At 63.6% G+C, this 16266-nt stretch carries 14 protein-coding genes and 1 tRNA gene; 8 read left to right on the top strand and 7 right to left on the bottom strand.

From position 1 onward, the window contains the following. Positions 1 to 43: 43 nt before the first annotated feature. Both G455_RS0105645 and G455_RS0105640 read right to left on the bottom strand, forming a co-directional pair. Positions 44 to 1705, bottom strand: coding sequence for an AMP-binding protein (locus tag G455_RS0105645; RefSeq protein WP_028092802.1), 1662 nt, complete (start codon positions 1703 to 1705; stop codon positions 44 to 46). Positions 1706 to 1835: 130 nt separating this feature from the next. Further along, positions 1836 to 3095 carry a urate hydroxylase PuuD gene (locus tag G455_RS0105640; RefSeq protein WP_028092801.1) on the bottom strand — a complete coding sequence of 420 codons (1260 nt, stop codon included), beginning with the start codon at positions 3093 to 3095 and terminating at the stop codon, positions 1836 to 1838. A gap of 109 nt (positions 3096 to 3204) precedes the next feature. On the opposite strand from G455_RS0105640, the gene G455_RS0105635 reads away from it, so the two are divergent. Beyond that, a complete protein-coding gene (locus tag G455_RS0105635) occupies positions 3205 to 4107 on the top strand; it encodes a LysR family transcriptional regulator (RefSeq protein WP_028092800.1) in 903 nt (300 codons plus the stop codon). Positions 4108 to 4131: 24 nt separating this feature from the next. Here the strand turns inward: G455_RS0105635 and uraH are convergent, their stop codons facing one another. Continuing rightward, positions 4132 to 4485, bottom strand: coding sequence for a hydroxyisourate hydrolase (gene uraH / locus G455_RS0105630; RefSeq protein WP_028092799.1), 354 nt, complete (start codon positions 4483 to 4485; stop codon positions 4132 to 4134). Between the two features lie 158 nt (positions 4486 to 4643). Here uraH and puuE point away from each other — a divergent pair, with 158 nt between their 5' ends. From puuE to G455_RS0105615, 3 genes are all read left to right on the top strand, one after another. After that, positions 4644 to 6059, top strand: a complete 1416-nt coding sequence (gene puuE / locus G455_RS0105625) for an allantoinase PuuE (protein ID WP_028092798.1) — start codon at positions 4644 to 4646, stop codon at positions 6057 to 6059. Between the two features lie 46 nt (positions 6060 to 6105). After that, positions 6106 to 6597, top strand: a complete 492-nt coding sequence (locus G455_RS0105620; protein WP_028092797.1) for an ureidoglycolate lyase — start codon at positions 6106 to 6108, stop codon at positions 6595 to 6597. A gap of 76 nt (positions 6598 to 6673) precedes the next feature. Next, on the top strand, positions 6674 to 8125 hold the full coding sequence (locus tag G455_RS0105615) for a uracil-xanthine permease family protein (protein WP_028092796.1): 1452 nt from the start codon (positions 6674 to 6676) through the stop codon (positions 8123 to 8125). A 137-nt stretch (positions 8126 to 8262) separates the two neighbouring features. Here the strand turns inward: G455_RS0105615 and G455_RS0105610 are convergent, their stop codons facing one another. After that, complete coding sequence (locus G455_RS0105610; protein WP_028092795.1) at positions 8263 to 9081, bottom strand: bifunctional allantoicase/(S)-ureidoglycine aminohydrolase; 819 nt, start codon at positions 9079 to 9081, stop codon at positions 8263 to 8265. A gap of 252 nt (positions 9082 to 9333) precedes the next feature. On the opposite strand from G455_RS0105610, the gene G455_RS0105605 reads away from it, so the two are divergent. From G455_RS0105605 to G455_RS23400, 4 genes are all read left to right on the top strand, one after another. After that, complete coding sequence (locus G455_RS0105605; RefSeq protein ID WP_028092794.1) at positions 9334 to 10323, top strand: TRAP transporter substrate-binding protein; 990 nt, start codon at positions 9334 to 9336, stop codon at positions 10321 to 10323. Between the two features lie 72 nt (positions 10324 to 10395). Then, a complete protein-coding gene (locus G455_RS0105600; protein WP_028092793.1) occupies positions 10396 to 10914 on the top strand; it encodes a TRAP transporter small permease in 519 nt (172 codons plus the stop codon). Continuing rightward, on the top strand, positions 10907 to 12190 hold the full coding sequence (locus G455_RS0105595; protein ID WP_028092792.1) for a TRAP transporter large permease: 1284 nt from the start codon (positions 10907 to 10909) through the stop codon (positions 12188 to 12190). The genes G455_RS0105600 and G455_RS0105595 overlap by 8 nt, the downstream gene beginning before the upstream one ends. A 187-nt stretch (positions 12191 to 12377) precedes the next feature. Beyond that, a complete protein-coding gene (locus G455_RS23400; protein ID WP_161629386.1) occupies positions 12378 to 13052 on the top strand; it encodes a glycosyltransferase family 25 protein in 675 nt (224 codons plus the stop codon). Between the two features lie 426 nt (positions 13053 to 13478). On the opposite strand, the gene G455_RS0105585 is transcribed toward G455_RS23400, so the two are convergent. The 3 genes from G455_RS0105585 to G455_RS23395 form a co-directional block, all read right to left on the bottom strand. Continuing rightward, a tRNA-Thr gene (locus G455_RS0105585) sits at positions 13479 to 13554 on the bottom strand. A 46-nt stretch (positions 13555 to 13600) separates the two neighbouring features. Beyond that, positions 13601 to 15145, bottom strand: coding sequence for a heme biosynthesis protein HemY (locus G455_RS0105580; RefSeq protein ID WP_028092791.1), 1545 nt, complete (start codon positions 15143 to 15145; stop codon positions 13601 to 13603). Positions 15146 to 15157: 12 nt separating this feature from the next. After that, positions 15158 to 16266 (bottom strand): hypothetical protein (locus G455_RS23395; RefSeq protein ID WP_205620458.1); only part of this gene is annotated, 1109 nt, incomplete at its 5' end.

Raw genomic sequence — 16266 nt, 5'->3', positions numbered from 1 at the left:
TTCGTTTGTCGCCCGGACCCATTGCGCGCCCGGGCGATCCGGTTCAGGCCGGCTCCAGCTCGGCCCGGATTTCGGCGCGCAGCGCCTTGCGGTCCAGCTTGCCCACCGGGGTTTTCGGCAGACCCGCGCGAAACTCCAGATCGCGGGGGATTTCGTGCCGGCCCAGCTTGTCGGCCAGAAAGGCCTGCAACTCCTCCAACGTGAAGGGCTTGGCGCCGGGGTTCAGCACCACAAAGACCTTGGCGCTTTCGCCGCGATAGGGATCTGGGATGCCGACAGCCATCGCCTCGGACACCGCCGGATGGCGATGCACCGCATCCTCGATCACCACCGGATAGACATTGAAGCCGCCCGAAATGATCATGTCCTTCTTGCGATCGACCAGATAGAGGAAGCCGTCTTCATCCATCCGGGCGATATCGCCGGTCAGAAACCAATCATCGATAAAGGAGGCCGCAGTCTCCTCCGGCTTGTTCCAATAGCCGCTGGTGACATTGGGGCCCCGGATCGCCATTTCGCCCTCATCGCCGAAACCCAGCACCCGGGCGGGATCGGCCGGATCGACGATCCTGATCTCAAGCCCCGGCAGCGGGATACCGATGGTGCCCAGCTTGCTGTCAGGCACATCGGGCGGCATGTTCGACCCCGCCGGCGCGGTTTCGGTCATCCCCCATCCGCCCCGCAGCTTGAGCCCCGTCAACTGGCGGATGCGCTGAAACACCTCGACCGGCAGAGGCGCGCCGCCCGATCCGATGAAGTCCAGCGAGGACAGATCACGCCCTTCGACCCCGGGCTGACGCAGGATCGCGATCCACATGGTCGGCACGCCGGTCATGATGTTGATGCCATAGGCCTCGATATCATCCAGCGCCTGCGCCGCATCGAACCGCGGCCGCAGATGGATCGTCAGCCCATCGCAAAACCCGCGCAGCAACTGCGTCGACAGCCCCAGGATATGGAAGACCGGCGAGAACAACAGCGTGCGCTTTCCCGGCTCCCGCACCGCTTCCCCCTTGAGGAATTCGCGATAGATGTTGACCGAGGCCGCGATATTGGCATGGGTCAGCACCGCCGCCTTGGGCCGCCCGGTGGTTCCGCCGGTATATTGCAGCAGCGCGATATCCCCCGGCGCGACTGGCATCGGGTCCCAGGCGGCCCCCTCGTGCCCGGCCCAAAAAGCCGCCAGGCTGATCGCGCCGTAAGACACTCCGTCGCCCTTCAGCACCGCATCGGGGCACTGCACCACCGGCGGCAGGCTGCCATAGGCGGCGGCGCCCATCAGCGGCGTGGAAAAATCGGGCGCGGTCAGGGAAATCACCAGCTTTGCGCCGCTGTCGGCCAGCTTGTGGGCGATCTCTCCGGCGGCGTCGAGCGGGCTCAGGTGGGTCACGGTCAGCCCCGCCGCCATGGCGCCGAAGAAAAACACCGGATGCCAGGGGCTGTTCGGCAGGTGCAGCGCCAGCCGGTCGCCAGGCTGCAATCCCCGCGCGATCAGCGCCGCAGCGGCACGGGCGGCCATCGCCCGCATCCCGGCATAGGTGATTTCCTCCCCACCATATTCGATCAGCACCCGGTCGGCATGTTCGGCAAAGCCGCGATCCAGCATGCGGGTCAGCGTGGTCTTCGGTGGGATGAAATCGGGCGCAACGCCCGCATTATAATGGGCATGCCACGGCCGTGTGCCGGGCTTGGGCAAATCTGTCATGCAAGGTTCCTCCCCTTGACGACAGACTGCCCGGGCACGGATCACGGATCCAGTCTTTCCTTGCGTGAATTGACTCTATCACGCAGGCCAAACCCACCCTGAAAAGACCGCGCCGGGTGGGGTCTCGGGATCAGTTCGCTGCCAGCACCACCGGCAGATTGCGTGCCCCGGCGGTATACCAGGAAACGATCCGGGCGCGCTCCTCCGGCTCCATCCAGGTCAAGTTGGCGGGCGGCATCGCCTGGCTGGCACCGGCCTGCAGAAAGATCAGCCGCGCGTGCTGCGCGACATCGGCCGGGGTCTCAAGCAGAACGTTCTTCGGCGCGTGGTGGATGCCATCCCAGACCGGTTCGCGCGCATGGCACATGGAACAGCGGCTCATCACGATATCGGCGACATCCTCGAACCCCTCGGCCTCGGCAAAGGCGGTCTCGACCCGGTTCATCGCCCGCGCCTCGCTGTCGTCATAGCTGTCCTGCTGCAAGGGTGCGAGCGAGAGCGCCATGATCGCGACAAACAGCAAGGCGGTGACCGCCCAGGTCCAGACCGGATTGCCTTTGCGGGCGTGGCGGGTGTTGAAATAGTGCCGGATCGTCACCCCCATCAGGAACACCAGCGCCGCGATCACCCAGTTGTACTGGGTGGCGAAGGCAAGCGGATAGTGGTTCGACAGCATCAGGAAGATCACCGGCAGGGTGAGATAGTTGTTATGGGTCGACCGCAGTTTGGCGATCCGCCCGTATTTCGCATCCGGCACCCGCCCGGCCTTGAGATCAGCAACAACGATCTTCTGGTTAGGAATGATGATCATCGCCACATTGGCGGTCATGATCGTCGCGGTGAAGGCGCCCAGATGCAGCATCACCGCCCTACCGGTGAAGATCTGATTATAGCCCCAGCCCATCGCCACCAGCAGCAAGAACAGCAGGATCATCAGCGCCGTCGGCTTTTCACCCAAGCCCGATTTGCACAGGGTATCATAGACCAGCCAGCCGATGGTCAGCGAGGCGGCCGAGATCAGGATGGCCTGCCATTGCGTCAGTTCGACCTTCTGGGCGTCGATCAGATAAAGCTCTGCCCCTGCCCAGTAGATCACCATCAGCAGCGCCGCGCCGGAGAGCCAAGTGGAATAGCTTTCCCATTTGAACCAGGTCAGATGCTCGGGCATGTGCTCCGGCGCGACCAGGTATTTCTGGATATGATAGAAACCGCCGCCATGGACCTGCCATTCCTCGCCATAGGCGCCCTTTGGCAGATGCGGCGCCTGCCGCAGCCCCAGGTCCAGCGCGATGAAATAGAAGGACGACCCGATCCAGGCGATCGCGGTCACCACATGCAACCAGCGGACGGCAAAGCCCAGCCAATCCCAGATAATCACCATGTCCTGCATCATATTCCTCCGACAGCGCTGTTTTTCCGCAGCTTATCCCGGTTGCGTATTGTCAAGTATCCGCCGAAAGCGCCAATATGCTTCAAATAAAAACGAACAATGAAGCCCAATGGCCTACCTGGACAACATCCAGACCTTCGTCAGAGTCTATGAATTGGGCAATATGTCCGCCGCCGCCCGGGATCAGAGGATTTCGGCCGCCGTCGCCTCGGCACGGATTTCCCAGCTTGAAGACCATCTGAACGTGCGGCTGTTCCAGCGCACCACCCGCACGCTGAACCCAACGGAACAGGGCCATCTGTTCTATCGCGGCGCCTGCAAGATCCTCGAAGCGGTGGAAACGGCCGAGGCCGATATATCGAACCTGACCATGACACCGCGCGGATCGCTCTTCGTCGCGGCCCCGCTGGGGCTGGGCCGCCGACTCATCGCGCCGAAACTGCCTGCTTTCAAAGAGAAATATCCGCTGATCGACATCCGGCTGCGACTGTCGGATCGCAAATTGGATCTGGCGGCAGAAGGGCTCGATCTGGCGTTCTTCCTGGGTATCCCCGAAGATTCCGCGCTCAGGATGCGCAAGATAGCCGATGTGCCACGACTTCTGTGCGCGGCGCCCGCCTATATCACGCGGCGCGGCATGCCCGACACTGGCGAGGATCTGCTGCAGGACAAACACGATTGCCTGAACTTGCGCTATCCCGGCGCCCGGGAATTCCAGTGGCCGTTACAGACAGAGGAGGGTGTGCAGCGCTTTTCGGTTCAGGGACCGTTCGAAAGCGATGACGGCGACGTGCTGACCGGCTGGGCGCTCGACGGCCACGGCATCATCCTGAAACCGATCTTCGAAGTCGCCGAACACTTGAAGTCCGGCGCGCTGGTGCCTGTCGCGGAGGACACCCCACCGGTGCCGATCCAGCTTGGCTGCCTCTACATGCACCGTCGGCGGCAGGATCCGAAAACGCGGCTGTTGATCGACTTCATGGCCGAACATATCCAAGCGGCGATGAAATGACCGATGCCGCGCCCTGACGCGCGGTCAGCTACCGCGATAGGTGGAATAACCGAAGGGCGACAGCAGAAGCGGAACGTGGTAATGCGTGGGCTCGCTCATGCCAAAACGGATCGGGATCAGGTCGAGAAAGCGCGGCGGTTCCTGCGCCGGCCCGGTCTCATCCAGATAGGCCCCGGCGTGAAAGACCAGTTCGTAGGTGCCCGGTTCGAACTCTGCCGCCGGCAGGATCTGCGCATCGGTGCGACCATCGTCATTGGTGGTAACGGATTTCAGCAGGTGCCGCGCCGCGCCCTCGATGCGGAACAGCTCGATCTTCAGCCCCGCCGCGGGAAGGCCCCGTGCCGTGTCCAGAACATGCGTCGTCAGATAGCCGGCCATCCCAGTCTCCCTGTTCGGTCCCCGTCTCTGCCTTGTTTTTACGCAAATGGACCCCGTGCCGCACCCCCGAATTGGCTACAACTCCTTCAAGAATTCCAGAAAACTCAAACGGGTTATTCTGAGCTACATCTTCTTTGTGCACAGCAGGAGACATTACGATGACACGCTACCCCCGTGACATGCGCGGCTATGGGTCCAAACCTCCGGTTGCTGAGTGGCCCGGCGGCGCCAAGGTGGCGGTGCAATTCGTGCTGAACTATGAAGAAGGCGGCGAGAATTGCATCCTGCATGGCGATGCCGCGTCAGAGGCATTCCTGTCCGATATCGCCGGTGCGGCGATGTGGCCGGGACAGCGGCACTGGAACATGGAATCGATCTATGAATACGGCGCCCGCGCCGGGTTCTGGCGGCTGCACCGGCTGTTCACCGGCGCCGGCATCCCGGTCACGATCTATGGCGTCGCCACCGCGTTGGCGCGCAGCGCCGAACAGGTCGAGGCGATGAAGGAAGCGGGATGGGAGATCGCCAGCCACGGGCTGAAATGGGTCGAACACAAGGACATGCCCGAGGCGGAGGAGCGCGCCGCGATCGCCGAGGCGATCCGCCTGCATACCGAAGTGGTGGGGGAGCCGCCGCGCGGCTGGTACACCGGGCGCTGTTCGGCCAATACCGTGCGGCTCACCGCCGAGACCGGGCAGTTCGACTATATCTCCGACACCTATGACGACGATCTGCCCTATTGGCTGGAGCTTGAGGATCGCGATCAGCTGATCATCCCCTATACGCTCGAAGCCAATGACATGCGGTTTGCCACCGCGCCCGGCTATATCACCGGGGAACAGTTCTTCACCTATCTGCGCGACGCCTTCGATGTCCTTTATTCCGAAGGTCAGGCGGGGGCACCGAAGATGATGACCATCGGTCTGCATTGCCGGCTGATCGGGCGGCCGGGGAAACTGGCCGGGCTGAAACGCTTCATCGACTATATCGCCGAATTCGAAGACGTCTGGACGCCGCGGCGGATCGACGTGGCGCGCCACTGGGCCCAACATCACCCGCACAAGCGCTGGCAGCGGCCCAGCAAGATGACGCGCGAGGCCTTCGTTGCCAGGTTCGGCGGCATCTATGAACATTCCTCCTGGATCGCCGATCGGGCCTTCGATCTTGAGCTGGGCCCGGCACATGACAGCGCGATCGGTCTGGGCAATGCGCTGGCCCGCATCTTCCGCTCTGCCAGCGACAAGGACCGGCTGGGCGTGCTGCTGTCCCACCCCGATCTGGCCGGCAAGCTGGCGGCGGCCAGGCGGCTGACGGCGGAAAGCACCGCCGAACAGGCCAGCGCCGGGCTCGACGCGCTGACCGACGCGGAACGCGAGACCTTCAGCCGGTTGAACGCGGCCTATGTGGTAAAATTCGGCTTTCCCTTCATCATCGCGGTGCGCGATCACGACAAACCGGGCATCCTTGCCGCCTTTGAGCGGCGGCTGGAGAACGACCGCGATCAGGAATTCGCCGAAGCCTGCCGTCAAGTCGAACGGATTGCCGGACTGCGGCTGAAGGATCTGCTGCCATGATCCGGCGCGCGTTTCCCGTGAAACATCGCGCCGGGGACGCCCGGCGATGACCGTGATCCTGACCGAACCGCTGACCGCCGCCGCCTTTGCTCCCTTCGGCGATGTGATCGAACTGAAGGGCACGCCCGACAAGATCATCAACCAAGGGCTTTGCGGCCGCCACCACGATCTGGCCCGGGTCGAAGCCGATGCCGAGGGGCGTGTGGGCATCAGCCTGTTCGATGCCGAACCGCGCGCCCTGCCCTATCGGCTTGAGATGATGGAGCGGCATCCGCTGGGTTCCCAGGCCTTCCTGCCACTGTCGCCGACCTCTTTTCTGGTCATTGTCGCGGCAGATGCGGGGGATCGCCCCGGCAAACCGCACGCCTTCTTGACCGCGCCGGGACAGGGGATCAACCTTTTCAGGAATATCTGGCACGGGGTGCTGACCCCCCTGTCCCCGCCCGGTGTTTTCGCCGTGGTCGATCGCATCGGCGCCGGGGACAACCTGCAGGAATACTGGTTCGACACGCCCTACAGCATCGAGGCCAGCCCCTAAGACCAAGACAGACGACCAATACCAACGCGCGATAAAACGACCGGGCAAAGCCCGGCACCCGACAAGGAGGGACGAAATGGCCAATATCGGCAGCGCCGAGCAAATGCGCGATCCGAACTTCACCCCGCCGCTCGCCGTGGCGATTCCGCTGGGGATCCAGCATGTACTGGCGATGTTCGTGTCGAATGTGACACCGGCAATCATCGTGGCCGGAGCCGCCGGCTTCGGCTTTGGATCGAACAGCCCGGATTTCCCGGAACTGCTCTATATGATCCAGATGGCAATGCTGTTCGCCGGCATCGCCACCCTGTTTCAGACCATCGGCATGGGGCCGGTCGGCGCCCGGTTGCCGGTGGTTCAGGGCACTTCCTTCGCCTTCATCCCCATCATGATCCCGCTGGTCGCCGGCAAGGGGGTGGATGGGCTGGCCGCGCTGTTCGGCGGGGTTCTGATCGGCGGTCTGTTCCATGCCTGCCTGGGGATGGTGATCGGCAAGATACGCTTTGCCCTGCCACCGCTGGTGACCGGGCTAGTCGTCACCATGATCGGTCTGGCACTGGTCAAGGTCGGCATCGAATATGCTGCCGGTGGCGTGCCGGCAAAGGCCAGCGGCAGCGCCAGCTATGGCGGGCTTCTCAGTTGGTCCGCGGCGCTGGTGGTGATCTTCGTGACGCTCGCGGTGAAATTCTTCACCCGCGGCATGCTGTCGATCTCGGCAGTGCTGATCGGCATCGTGGTGGGCTATGTCTACTGCATGATGGTGGGCATGCTGCCCCCCACCAAGATCGCGGCAAGCTGGAACAATGCCGCCGTCTTCGCGTTGCCGCAGCCGTTCAAATACGGTTTCGAATTCTCCGCCGCTGCCGTCATCGGCTTCTGCCTGATGGCCTTCGTCTCGGCGGTTGAGACGGTCGGCGATGTCTCGGGCATAACCAAGGGCGGTGCCGGCCGCGAAGCCACCGACAAGGAAATCGCGGGGGCCACCTATGCCGATGGTCTGGGCACTGCCGTGGCCGGTGTCTTCGGGGCGCTGCCCAATACCTCGTTTTCCCAAAACGTCGGCCTGATCGCCATGACCGGGTTGATGAGCCGCCATGTGGTGACCTTCGGGGCGATCTTCCTGATCATTTGCGGGCTGATCCCAAAGGTCGGCGGCGTCATCCGTACCGTGCCGATCGAGGTTCTGGGCGGCGGTGTCATCGTGATGTTCGGCATGGTGGTGGCCTCGGGCATCTCGATGCTGTCGGATGTGGTCTGGAACCGGCGCAACATGGTGATCTTTGCCGTGGCGCTGTCCTTCGGGCTGGGTCTGCAGCTTGAGGTGATGAACCTGCCCGCCGGCGCACCCAACGCGCTGCAGCACCTGCCGGATACGCTGCGCATCCTGGGCGCGTCGGGCATCCTGCCCGCGGCGCTGATCGCGATCGTGCTGAACCTGATCCTGCCCGAGGATTTGCCCGATGAGGCGACCGATGAGGTCTCGGGCGGTCTGGCCGGCCATGGCACGGGGTCGCTGACAGGCGAGTGATTGACTGAGCCGCAGTCAGAAACGGCAACGCCCGCCATCCGGGGAGATGGCGGGCATTGTTTTCTTGGATAGGTTTCGTATTACCAGTGTCTAAACCGGGAAAAACCAGGATTCCGGAGAGTTAGGCCGCCCGGCCCTCACAACGGCATATGCCGGTTTACATCCTTGTAGAGCAGATAGCGGAACGGCCCCGGACCACCGGCATAGCAGGCCTGCGGGCAGAAGGCGCGCAGCCACATGTAATCTCCGGCTTCGACCTCGACCCAATCCTGGTTCAGCCGATAGACCCCCTTCCCCTCCAGCACATAAAGCCCGTGTTCCATCACATGGGTTTCGGCAAAGGGGATCACCGCGCCCGGCTGCAGGGTGACGATATTCACATGCATGTCGTGGCGCAGGTCTGCCGGGTCGACGAAACGGGTGGTGGCCCATTTGCCCTCGGTTCCCGGCATGGCAATGGGAGCGTGGTCGTCCTCATGGCTGACGAAGGCCTCTGGCGCCGCCAGCCCCTCGACCGCGACATAGGCCTTGCGCAGCCAGTGGAACCGCACGGCCCCCTGCCCCGTGGCGCGAAGCTGCCAAATGCTGCCCGCCGGCAGATAGGCATAGCCACCCGCGTCCAGATCATGCGACTGGCCGCCGATGGTCAGCTGCAGCTCTCCTTCGACCACGAAAATCACCGCTTCGGCGCGCGGATCGCTGTCGGGCCGGTCGCTGCCGCCACCGGGCTGAACCTCGGCGATGTAATGCGAAAACGTTTCGGCGAAGCCCGACATCGGTCGGGCAATCACCCAGAACCGCGCGTCGTCCCAAAACGGCAAGGCACTGGTCACGATATCGCTGAAACACCCCTTCGGGATCACCGCATAGGCATTGGTAAACACTGCCCGGTCAGTCAAAAGTTGCGTCTGCGGCGGCAGGCCTCCGCTGGGCGCGTAATAGCGATGGTCGGTCATGGGTCTTGGTCCGGTGCAATGACAGTTCGGTCCCATCAAAGTCCGAAGCCCGGGCGCTTCCAACCGCTTTCGCGGCCGGAACACCCAGAAACACTGAATGGAAAATCCTGATAATCGTCCTCGCCACCCAATTAGGGCAATAATGTTGCCATAAAATCCCCCGGGATTTTGTGAAATGTCGTTTCAGGGCGCCTTGCTCCCGTGGAATGCAAAGGTTACCAACCTGCAATCTGAATTCTGGAGGAGAGTGTCATGACTATGTTCATTCGTGGCAGCGCCATGCTGGCGATCACCGCGGCCCTGCAAATCGCCGGCACCGCCGCCAGCGCACAAACCGAGGTCAAGATCGGCTATGCCCTGTCGCCGACCTCGCATTACGGCGTCGCCGCCAAGAAATGGCAGGAAGTCGTCGAGGCCGAAACCGACGGTAAATTCGCCTTCAAACACTTCCCTTCGTCCGGTCTGGGCGGTGAGCGCGAAGTAATCGAAGGCCTGCAGATCGGCACCGTCGAGGCGACTGTGGTTTCCTCCGGCACGCTCAGCAACTTCGTGGCAGAAGCCGGCGTCTTCGACATCCCCTTCATGTTCCGCGACCTGGGCCATGCCCGCCGCGTGCTGGACGGCCCGATCGGTGACGAAATCCTGGCCAAGTTCGACGATGTCGGCCTGCATGCGCTGGCCTGGGGCGAACAGGGTTTCCGCCACATCACCAACAACCGCAACCCGATCCACACCCCCGCCGACATGGCCGGGATGAAACTGCGGACGATGGAAAACCCGGTTCACCTCGAGGCCTTCACCGTACTCGGCGCGGCACCGACGCCGATGGCCTGGCCCGAGGTCGTCAGCTCGCTGCAACAGGGCGTGATCGACGGGCAGGAAAACCCGTTGTCGGTGATCGTCTCGGTCAAGCTGGATGAAGTGCAGAAGTACCTGACGCTGTCGGGCCATGTCTATTCCCCGGCGATGCTGCTGGTGTCGAAACCCTTCTGGGAAGGTCTGTCCGACGAAGACAAGGCCGCGTTCGAGAAAGGCGCGACCGAGGCAGTGATCGCCATGCGCGGCTATGTCGACGATGTCGAGGCCAGCGGGGTCGAAACCCTGCGCGAGCGCGGCATGGAGATCAACGCCCTGACGCCGGAAGAAAAGGCGGAATTCCTCAAGGCCGTCGCCCCGGCTTACGAGGAATATTACAAGACCTACGACAAGGCGCTGATCGACAACATCATCGCGACCGAGTAATCGCGATTTCTTGACGACAAAGGGCGGCGCGGGCCTCGCGCCGCCTTTCCCATTCGAAAGACAGCCCTGCCCATGCGACAGATCGAACGCCTTTTCGTTATCGTGAACGCCGCCGCCGTCATCCTGCTGCTTGCGGGCATGGCCGGTGTCGTCGGCACCAATGTGGGGCTGCGATACCTCACCAACAATTCGCTGCCCTGGGCGGACGAGGCGGCACGCTACATGATGATCTGGATGGCCTTCCTGGGCGCCGGGCTGGCGCTGCGGTCGGGGATGCATGTGGCAATCACCAACCTGCAGGATTCGCTGCCGAATTCCGCGCGCGTCGCGGTCCGGGCGCTGATCCTGGTACTGTTGCTGGGGTTCTTCGCCTTCATGGTCTGGGTCGGCTGGCAATACATGCAGCGGATGCAGTTCCAGAAGACACCGGCGCTGCGACTGTCGTTCAAATATATCTACGCGGCGATGCCGATCGGCTTCAGCCTGCTGATCGTGCACTTGCTGCTGATCGCCCATCCCTTCGTTTCCGCCGGCCACTATAAATCTCATGGCGAGGAAACCGATGCTTTGCCCGGGGGCGCAAATGGCTGAGATCCTCTTTCCCGCCCTGTTCGTGCTGCTGGCCTTGGGGGTTCCCGTCGCGTTCGCGATGATGATCTCGGTCTTCGTGGCGCTGAGCTTCGCCAGCCATTACCCCCATCTCGTGGTGGTGAAGGAGATGTTCGCCGGCCTCGACAGCTTTCCGCTGCTGGCGGTCCCCTTCTTCGTGCTCGCGGCCGAGCTGATGACCGGCGGCGGCATCACCCAGACGCTGCTGCGCTTCGTGTCGCAATTCGTCGGCCATCTGCGTGGCGGTCTGGGTTATGCCAATGTGATCTCATCAACCCTCTTTGCCGGGATTTCCGGCTCTGCCCTGGCCGATGCCGCGGGGCCGGGCGCGATGATGATCCGGATGATGGAAAAAGGCGGCTACGACAAATCATATGCCGGGGCGCTGACCATCTCCAGCGCCATCGTCGGGCCGATCATTCCGCCGTCGATCACCATGATCATCTACGCGATGCAGGATGAGAACACCTCGGTCGGTGCGCTGTTCATGGCCGGGATCATTCCCGGGCTGCTCTTGTCCATCGGCACCCTGGCGGGCAACTGGTATGTCAGCCGCAAGCGCGGCTACCGCAGCGACGAGGCCCGCCCTGCCCTGCCCGAGATGATCCGTACCAGCGTCTTCGCGATGCCGGCGATCTTCCTGATCGTGCTGATCATCGGCGGTATCCGCAGCGGTATCTTCACCCCCACCGAGGCGTCGGTGATCGCGGTGTTCTACGCGCTGCTCTGCGGCTTCTTCGTCTATCGCTCGCTCAGCCTGCGGACGCTGCCGGGGATCATTCTGCGCGCCGCACTGGTCAGCACCGCGGTACTGCTGATCCTGGGCGCGGCCCGCGCCTTTGCCTGGGTTCTGGTGATCGAGGGCATCCCGCAGTTCCTGGCGGAAACCATCATTTCGTGGGATCTGTCGCCGATCCTTTTCCTGCTGGCGGTCAACGTGCTGCTGCTGGTCTTCGGCCTGTTCATGGACCCACTGCCGGGCGTGATGATCTTGGTGCCGATCCTGGCGCCGATCAGCCACGCGCTGGGGATCGCGCCGGAACATTTCGCCATCGTGGTGATTGTCAACCTGACCATGGGGCTCGCGACGCCCCCTGTCGGCAGCCTGATCTTCGTCGTCTCCTCGACCGTGGGCCTGAAACCCGGCGCGCTGATCCGGGAAATGCCCCCTTTCTTCCTGCTGAGCTTTGTGGTTCTGATGCTGCTGACCTTCGTGCCGGCATTGTCGACCTGGCTGCCGGCCGTGAGCGGGTTCTGAACCACAGCCCCATCCCGATCCGCTCCGGTCGCCAGAACCGACTTGTCTCGGCGACCGGAGCCAATTAGCCAGAGCCTGGACGAAATCGTCAGCCGGCTCCGTTCACAAGGGTGCTCAGGCTCAGAGCAGGCTCTAATCAGGCTAAAACCGCATGCCCAACGCGTTCCTGGATCGTTTTTCGCGAACCATGATCATCAACCTGCCGGATCGTTACGACCGACGGCAAGAGATCGAAGCAGAATTACGGCAACAAGGTGCGGCCATCGACGGCGAAAGGATCTCCCTGTTTCCCGCCATGCGTCCAGAAACCGCCGGCGCCTTCCCCTCGATCGGTGCGCGGGGGTGCTTTCTCAGCCATCTGAACCTGCTCAAGGCCGCCCGCGACAGCTCGGTCAAGACGTTGCTTTTACTTGAGGACGACGCGCATTTCGGCCGGTCGTTTCAGCGGTTTCACCGGGTCGTGCTCGACGCGCTCGCGACCACGGAATGGGACATTTTCTATGCCGGTCACCGAGCTCTTGCCGAATTGGTGCCGACCGGACCAGTAACCCGGGTCCCCCCCGATCTTTCGTTGCTGACCGCTCATGCGGTGGGGTTTCGCCAACCGGTCATCGCAAGAGCGATCCCCTTTCTCGAAGCCATGCTGGAGCGTCCGCAAGGCTCTCCTCAAGGGGGGCCGATGCATGTCGACGGCGCCTATAACTGGATGCGCCGCGCCCATCCCGCGTTCCGGACCTTTGCCGCGACGCCGCAGATCATCACACAGCGCGCCTCACAATCGGATATCACCCCGAGAACCGGCTGGCGTGCCGGTTCGCCAATAGCCAACGTATTGCGCCGGCTGAGAAACCATCTGGCCTGAAGGCACCGTCGTCGTCCCCGGACATTCGTCAGACCGCCCCTTCGGATCGCGCCCGGTGGCAGTCGGCACGCAGGCAATCCCGCTCTGGCAATTCTCCGCGATCAGCCCCCCTCAATCCCGAACCACGAGGAGCAAGAACCTGCCTGCGCCTCTGTTTCCTCGGGATTTGCCACAGACGGCGCCGATCAGGGTGGCGCATCTGGAGACGCGCCCTACAGCCCTCTGTTTCCATGGGCGAGATGAGGGCCGTCACAATGCGCTGGTGATCCGCTCTGTGTGCACTGTCGGATCGAACAGATCGCCTAAGCTGGCCGATGAAGGAATGGCTCTCTCCGGCCACGCCCACCGCCAGCGAACACCGTGAGGTCCCCGGCATCGACAGGGCGCGCGGCCTGCGATGCCAATGATCCGAACCTTGGGGAAAAGTGGTGCCGCTGAAGGGACTCGAACCCCCGACCCCATCATTACGAATGACGTGCTCTACCAGCTGAGCTACAGCGGCCCTGGTGCGCAGCGCTTTAGCATTGCCGCGCGGGGCAGGAAAGGGGTTATTTTCGCTCTCCCACCCCAGGGGTTTCGGTTTCTTCCGCAGTGCTTTCGATCACCCCCGCCTCGGGCGCAGGATCGGCGGCAGGCGTGGTCTCCTCCGGCTCGACCGGTTCGGCCTCGGGGATATCCTCGGCTGCCGTATCCTCCACCATCGCACCATGATCTTCGATCTGACCGGTGATCAGCGGCAGCATGGCACCACCGATGGCGCTGGTGATCTCGGGCGTGGCCGGAGTTTTCCAGCTCAGCGTGTCGAAGGCATGGCAATTGCTGCAGAAGGGCGCCCATTCCGCATGAATCTGACCACAATTGTCACAGACCCATTGCGGCCCGCGTGGCGCCGCCAGAGCCTTGGTCAACCAGCCGCGCACCACCGCCTCGGGCGCGCCCTCGCCTCTTTCGATCGCAGCCATCAAGGTCAGCGCCCGTGAATCCGGCGCCTTTTCCGCCAGATCACCCAGCACCCGGCGGGCTTCGGCAAAATCCTCGGCGACGATATTCAGCTCGGTCGCCAGCAGACGGGTTTCGGGGTTTTCGGGATGGATACGCGTCAGCGTCTTGAACCGTTTCACCCGCTCCTGCGGGGTTTCGTCCGGAGCAATGGTGGCAAAGGCGGCGGCCAGATCGGGGTGCGGCTGCGCCTCCCAGGCCTTTTTCAGCACGCGGATCGCGTTCTTTGGCTTGCCCTCGGCGATATAGGCCCACGCGGCAAGTGCTGCAGCCGGCACCAGATCGGGCGACAGCTTGTTCGCCTCGATCGCGCGTTCGCGCGCCTCGAGGCTGATATCCTCGCGCGCCACATCACGCGCCTCGGACAGGGCCAGCACCGCATCGCGGCGCTTGTAGACGTCGCGCGGCAGGTTTCCAGACTTCAGCTTGGCGGTCAGCGTCTTGCGGGCGCCGGCCCAATCTTCGGCCTTGGCCTGCAGATCCAGCAGGACATTCTGAGTTTCCTCATGCCGCGGCCGCAGCGCCAACGCCTTTTCGGCCAACTTGAGGGCGGTGTCGGTGTCGCCCTCGGCCAGCTTCTGCTTCATGATGCCACGAACGCCGACAAAACGGGTCTTGTCGTTGCCGACCAGCCGCTTGTACGCATCAGCCGCGCGTTTGGTATCCCCCGCCATCTCAGCCGCCTGGGCGGTCAGAAGATCGGTCAGATCCGGCTTTTCCAGATAGCGCGCGGCGCGGTCGGCCTTGGCCAGCGCCAGCCGGCCTTCGCCCGAGGCCAGCGCCATCATGCCCTCGGCCAGCGCCTTGTAGCCGCGCCGTTCCCGCCCCTTGTCGAAGAAGCGCGACAGCGCGGTCTCGTCGCCGTTGAGGAATTTCCACGTCGCCACCAGCAGCGACAACAGCTTGAGGAACAGCCAGACCAGCGCCACCAGCGCCACCAGGGCGATCACCGATTGCAGCGGACCCAGCGTATATTCGGTGCCGGCGACGGTGATCTGCACGCCACCGCTCATCTCCAGCAAAAGGCCGGCCCCGAAGGCCAGCAGGGCGATGATGGCGACGAAGACCAGGATTTTCAGCAGCGACCACAGCATGTCTCAGGCCCCTCAGTTCGTGTTCAGGCTTTGCGCCAGCGTATCCGCGGCAGCAATGGCATTGGCGCGCAGATGGGCCAGGGTGGACCAGTCAGCCATGGCAGCACGGGCGGCCTCGGGCAGACTGTCGACCTCGCTCAGCGCGGCGGAGAGGTTACCGGCGGTCAGCGCCGCCTCGGCCCGCGACAGGATCGCGTCGGGGTCAGTGCCTTCGCGCGGCGCAACCGAGCGGGCACCAAGCTGACGCTGCAGGAAGGCGGTCAGGCTGCGATCGGTGCCCTTGGCTCCAGCCCGGGCGGCGGCCAGCGCGTCACGGGCGGCGGGGGCGAAACCGTCACGCAGGGCCGCGAGGGTAATCACCCCATCCTGCGCGGCAACGGTCAGCGCATCGGGCACGGTGACCCCGCCAGCAGCCAGTTCGGAAAGCAGGCCGCTGAATGGGCTGCCACTGTCGAGCGCTGCGCGCAATTCGGCCAGGGCGGTGCGATTGGCAGCAAGCTGCGCCGCCTCTGCCGCGCGCGCCTCGGTGGCACGGGCATCGGCAACCATCTTCTCGACCTCGGCCCGTTGCGCCGACAACGACTCTTTCATCGCAGTCAATTCGCGTTCATAGGCGGCAACCGCCTCGGGCGCGGCACCTGCAGAGAGCGGACGTTTTTCCAGCTCTGTCAGCCGGGCATCGACTGCAGCGACCTGATCGGACAGCGGCGCCACCGCCTGCCTCAGTTCCGCCACGGCGGTCTGGGTACTGGTTGCGGTCTCTGTGGCGGATTTGACCTGCGCCATGATCGGGGCCAGATCGGGTTTGGCTGCGGCGAGATCAGCCCTCAGCGCCGCAAGCGCCTGGGCCTGATCGGCAAGCTGCGCCTCGAGCGCGGCGGTGGAGCTGCCGGATTTCAGCGCGGCGGGCAGATAGGGCTCCAGCACGTCGGTCTTGGCGGCGGCAAACCCGAGGAATGCGGCAACGACGCCACCGATCAGCGCGGGAATAAAGCCGCCGCGTTTCACGATGACCTTTTCGGCCGGAGCGGATGGGAGCAGCGGCGCGGCAGGCGCCTCATCGGCCCCTGCCGTCGCAGGGCCCTCTTCGGCTTCGGCTTCGGCTTCGGCTTCGGCTTCGG

Origin of the sequence: Pseudodonghicola xiamenensis DSM 18339 (genome assembly GCF_000429365.1) — a bacterium.
GTDB lineage: Bacteria > Pseudomonadota > Alphaproteobacteria > Rhodobacterales > Rhodobacteraceae > Pseudodonghicola > Pseudodonghicola xiamenensis.
The sequence above is the reverse complement of the archived record's forward strand: the minus strand, read 5'-3'. Positions and strand labels throughout refer to the sequence as shown.

Excerpts from the sequence above, each read along its gene's own strand:
- G455_RS0105645 (WP_028092802.1), bottom strand. The coding sequence starts at position 1,705 with ATGACAGATTTGCCCAAGCCCGGCACACGGCCGTGGCATGCCCATTAT.
- G455_RS0105605 (WP_028092794.1), top strand. The coding sequence starts at position 9,334 with ATGACTATGTTCATTCGTGGCAGCGCCATGCTGGCGATCACCGCGGCC.
- G455_RS0105600 (WP_028092793.1), top strand. The coding sequence starts at position 10,396 with ATGCGACAGATCGAACGCCTTTTCGTTATCGTGAACGCCGCCGCCGTC.
- G455_RS0105635 (WP_028092800.1), top strand. The coding sequence starts at position 3,205 with ATGGCCTACCTGGACAACATCCAGACCTTCGTCAGAGTCTATGAATTG.
- G455_RS0105580 (WP_028092791.1), bottom strand. The coding sequence starts at position 15,145 with ATGCTGTGGTCGCTGCTGAAAATCCTGGTCTTCGTCGCCATCATCGCC.
- uraH (WP_028092799.1), bottom strand. The coding sequence starts at position 4,485 with ATGGCCGGCTATCTGACGACGCATGTTCTGGACACGGCACGGGGCCTT.
- G455_RS23400 (WP_161629386.1), top strand. The coding sequence starts at position 12,378 with ATGATCATCAACCTGCCGGATCGTTACGACCGACGGCAAGAGATCGAA.
- G455_RS0105640 (WP_028092801.1), bottom strand. The coding sequence starts at position 3,095 with ATGCAGGACATGGTGATTATCTGGGATTGGCTGGGCTTTGCCGTCCGC.
- G455_RS0105595 (WP_028092792.1), top strand. The coding sequence starts at position 10,907 with ATGGCTGAGATCCTCTTTCCCGCCCTGTTCGTGCTGCTGGCCTTGGGG.
- puuE (WP_028092798.1), top strand. The coding sequence starts at position 4,644 with ATGACACGCTACCCCCGTGACATGCGCGGCTATGGGTCCAAACCTCCG.
- G455_RS0105620 (WP_028092797.1), top strand. The coding sequence starts at position 6,106 with ATGACCGTGATCCTGACCGAACCGCTGACCGCCGCCGCCTTTGCTCCC.
- G455_RS0105610 (WP_028092795.1), bottom strand. The coding sequence starts at position 9,081 with ATGACCGACCATCGCTATTACGCGCCCAGCGGAGGCCTGCCGCCGCAG.
- G455_RS0105615 (WP_028092796.1), top strand. The coding sequence starts at position 6,674 with ATGGCCAATATCGGCAGCGCCGAGCAAATGCGCGATCCGAACTTCACC.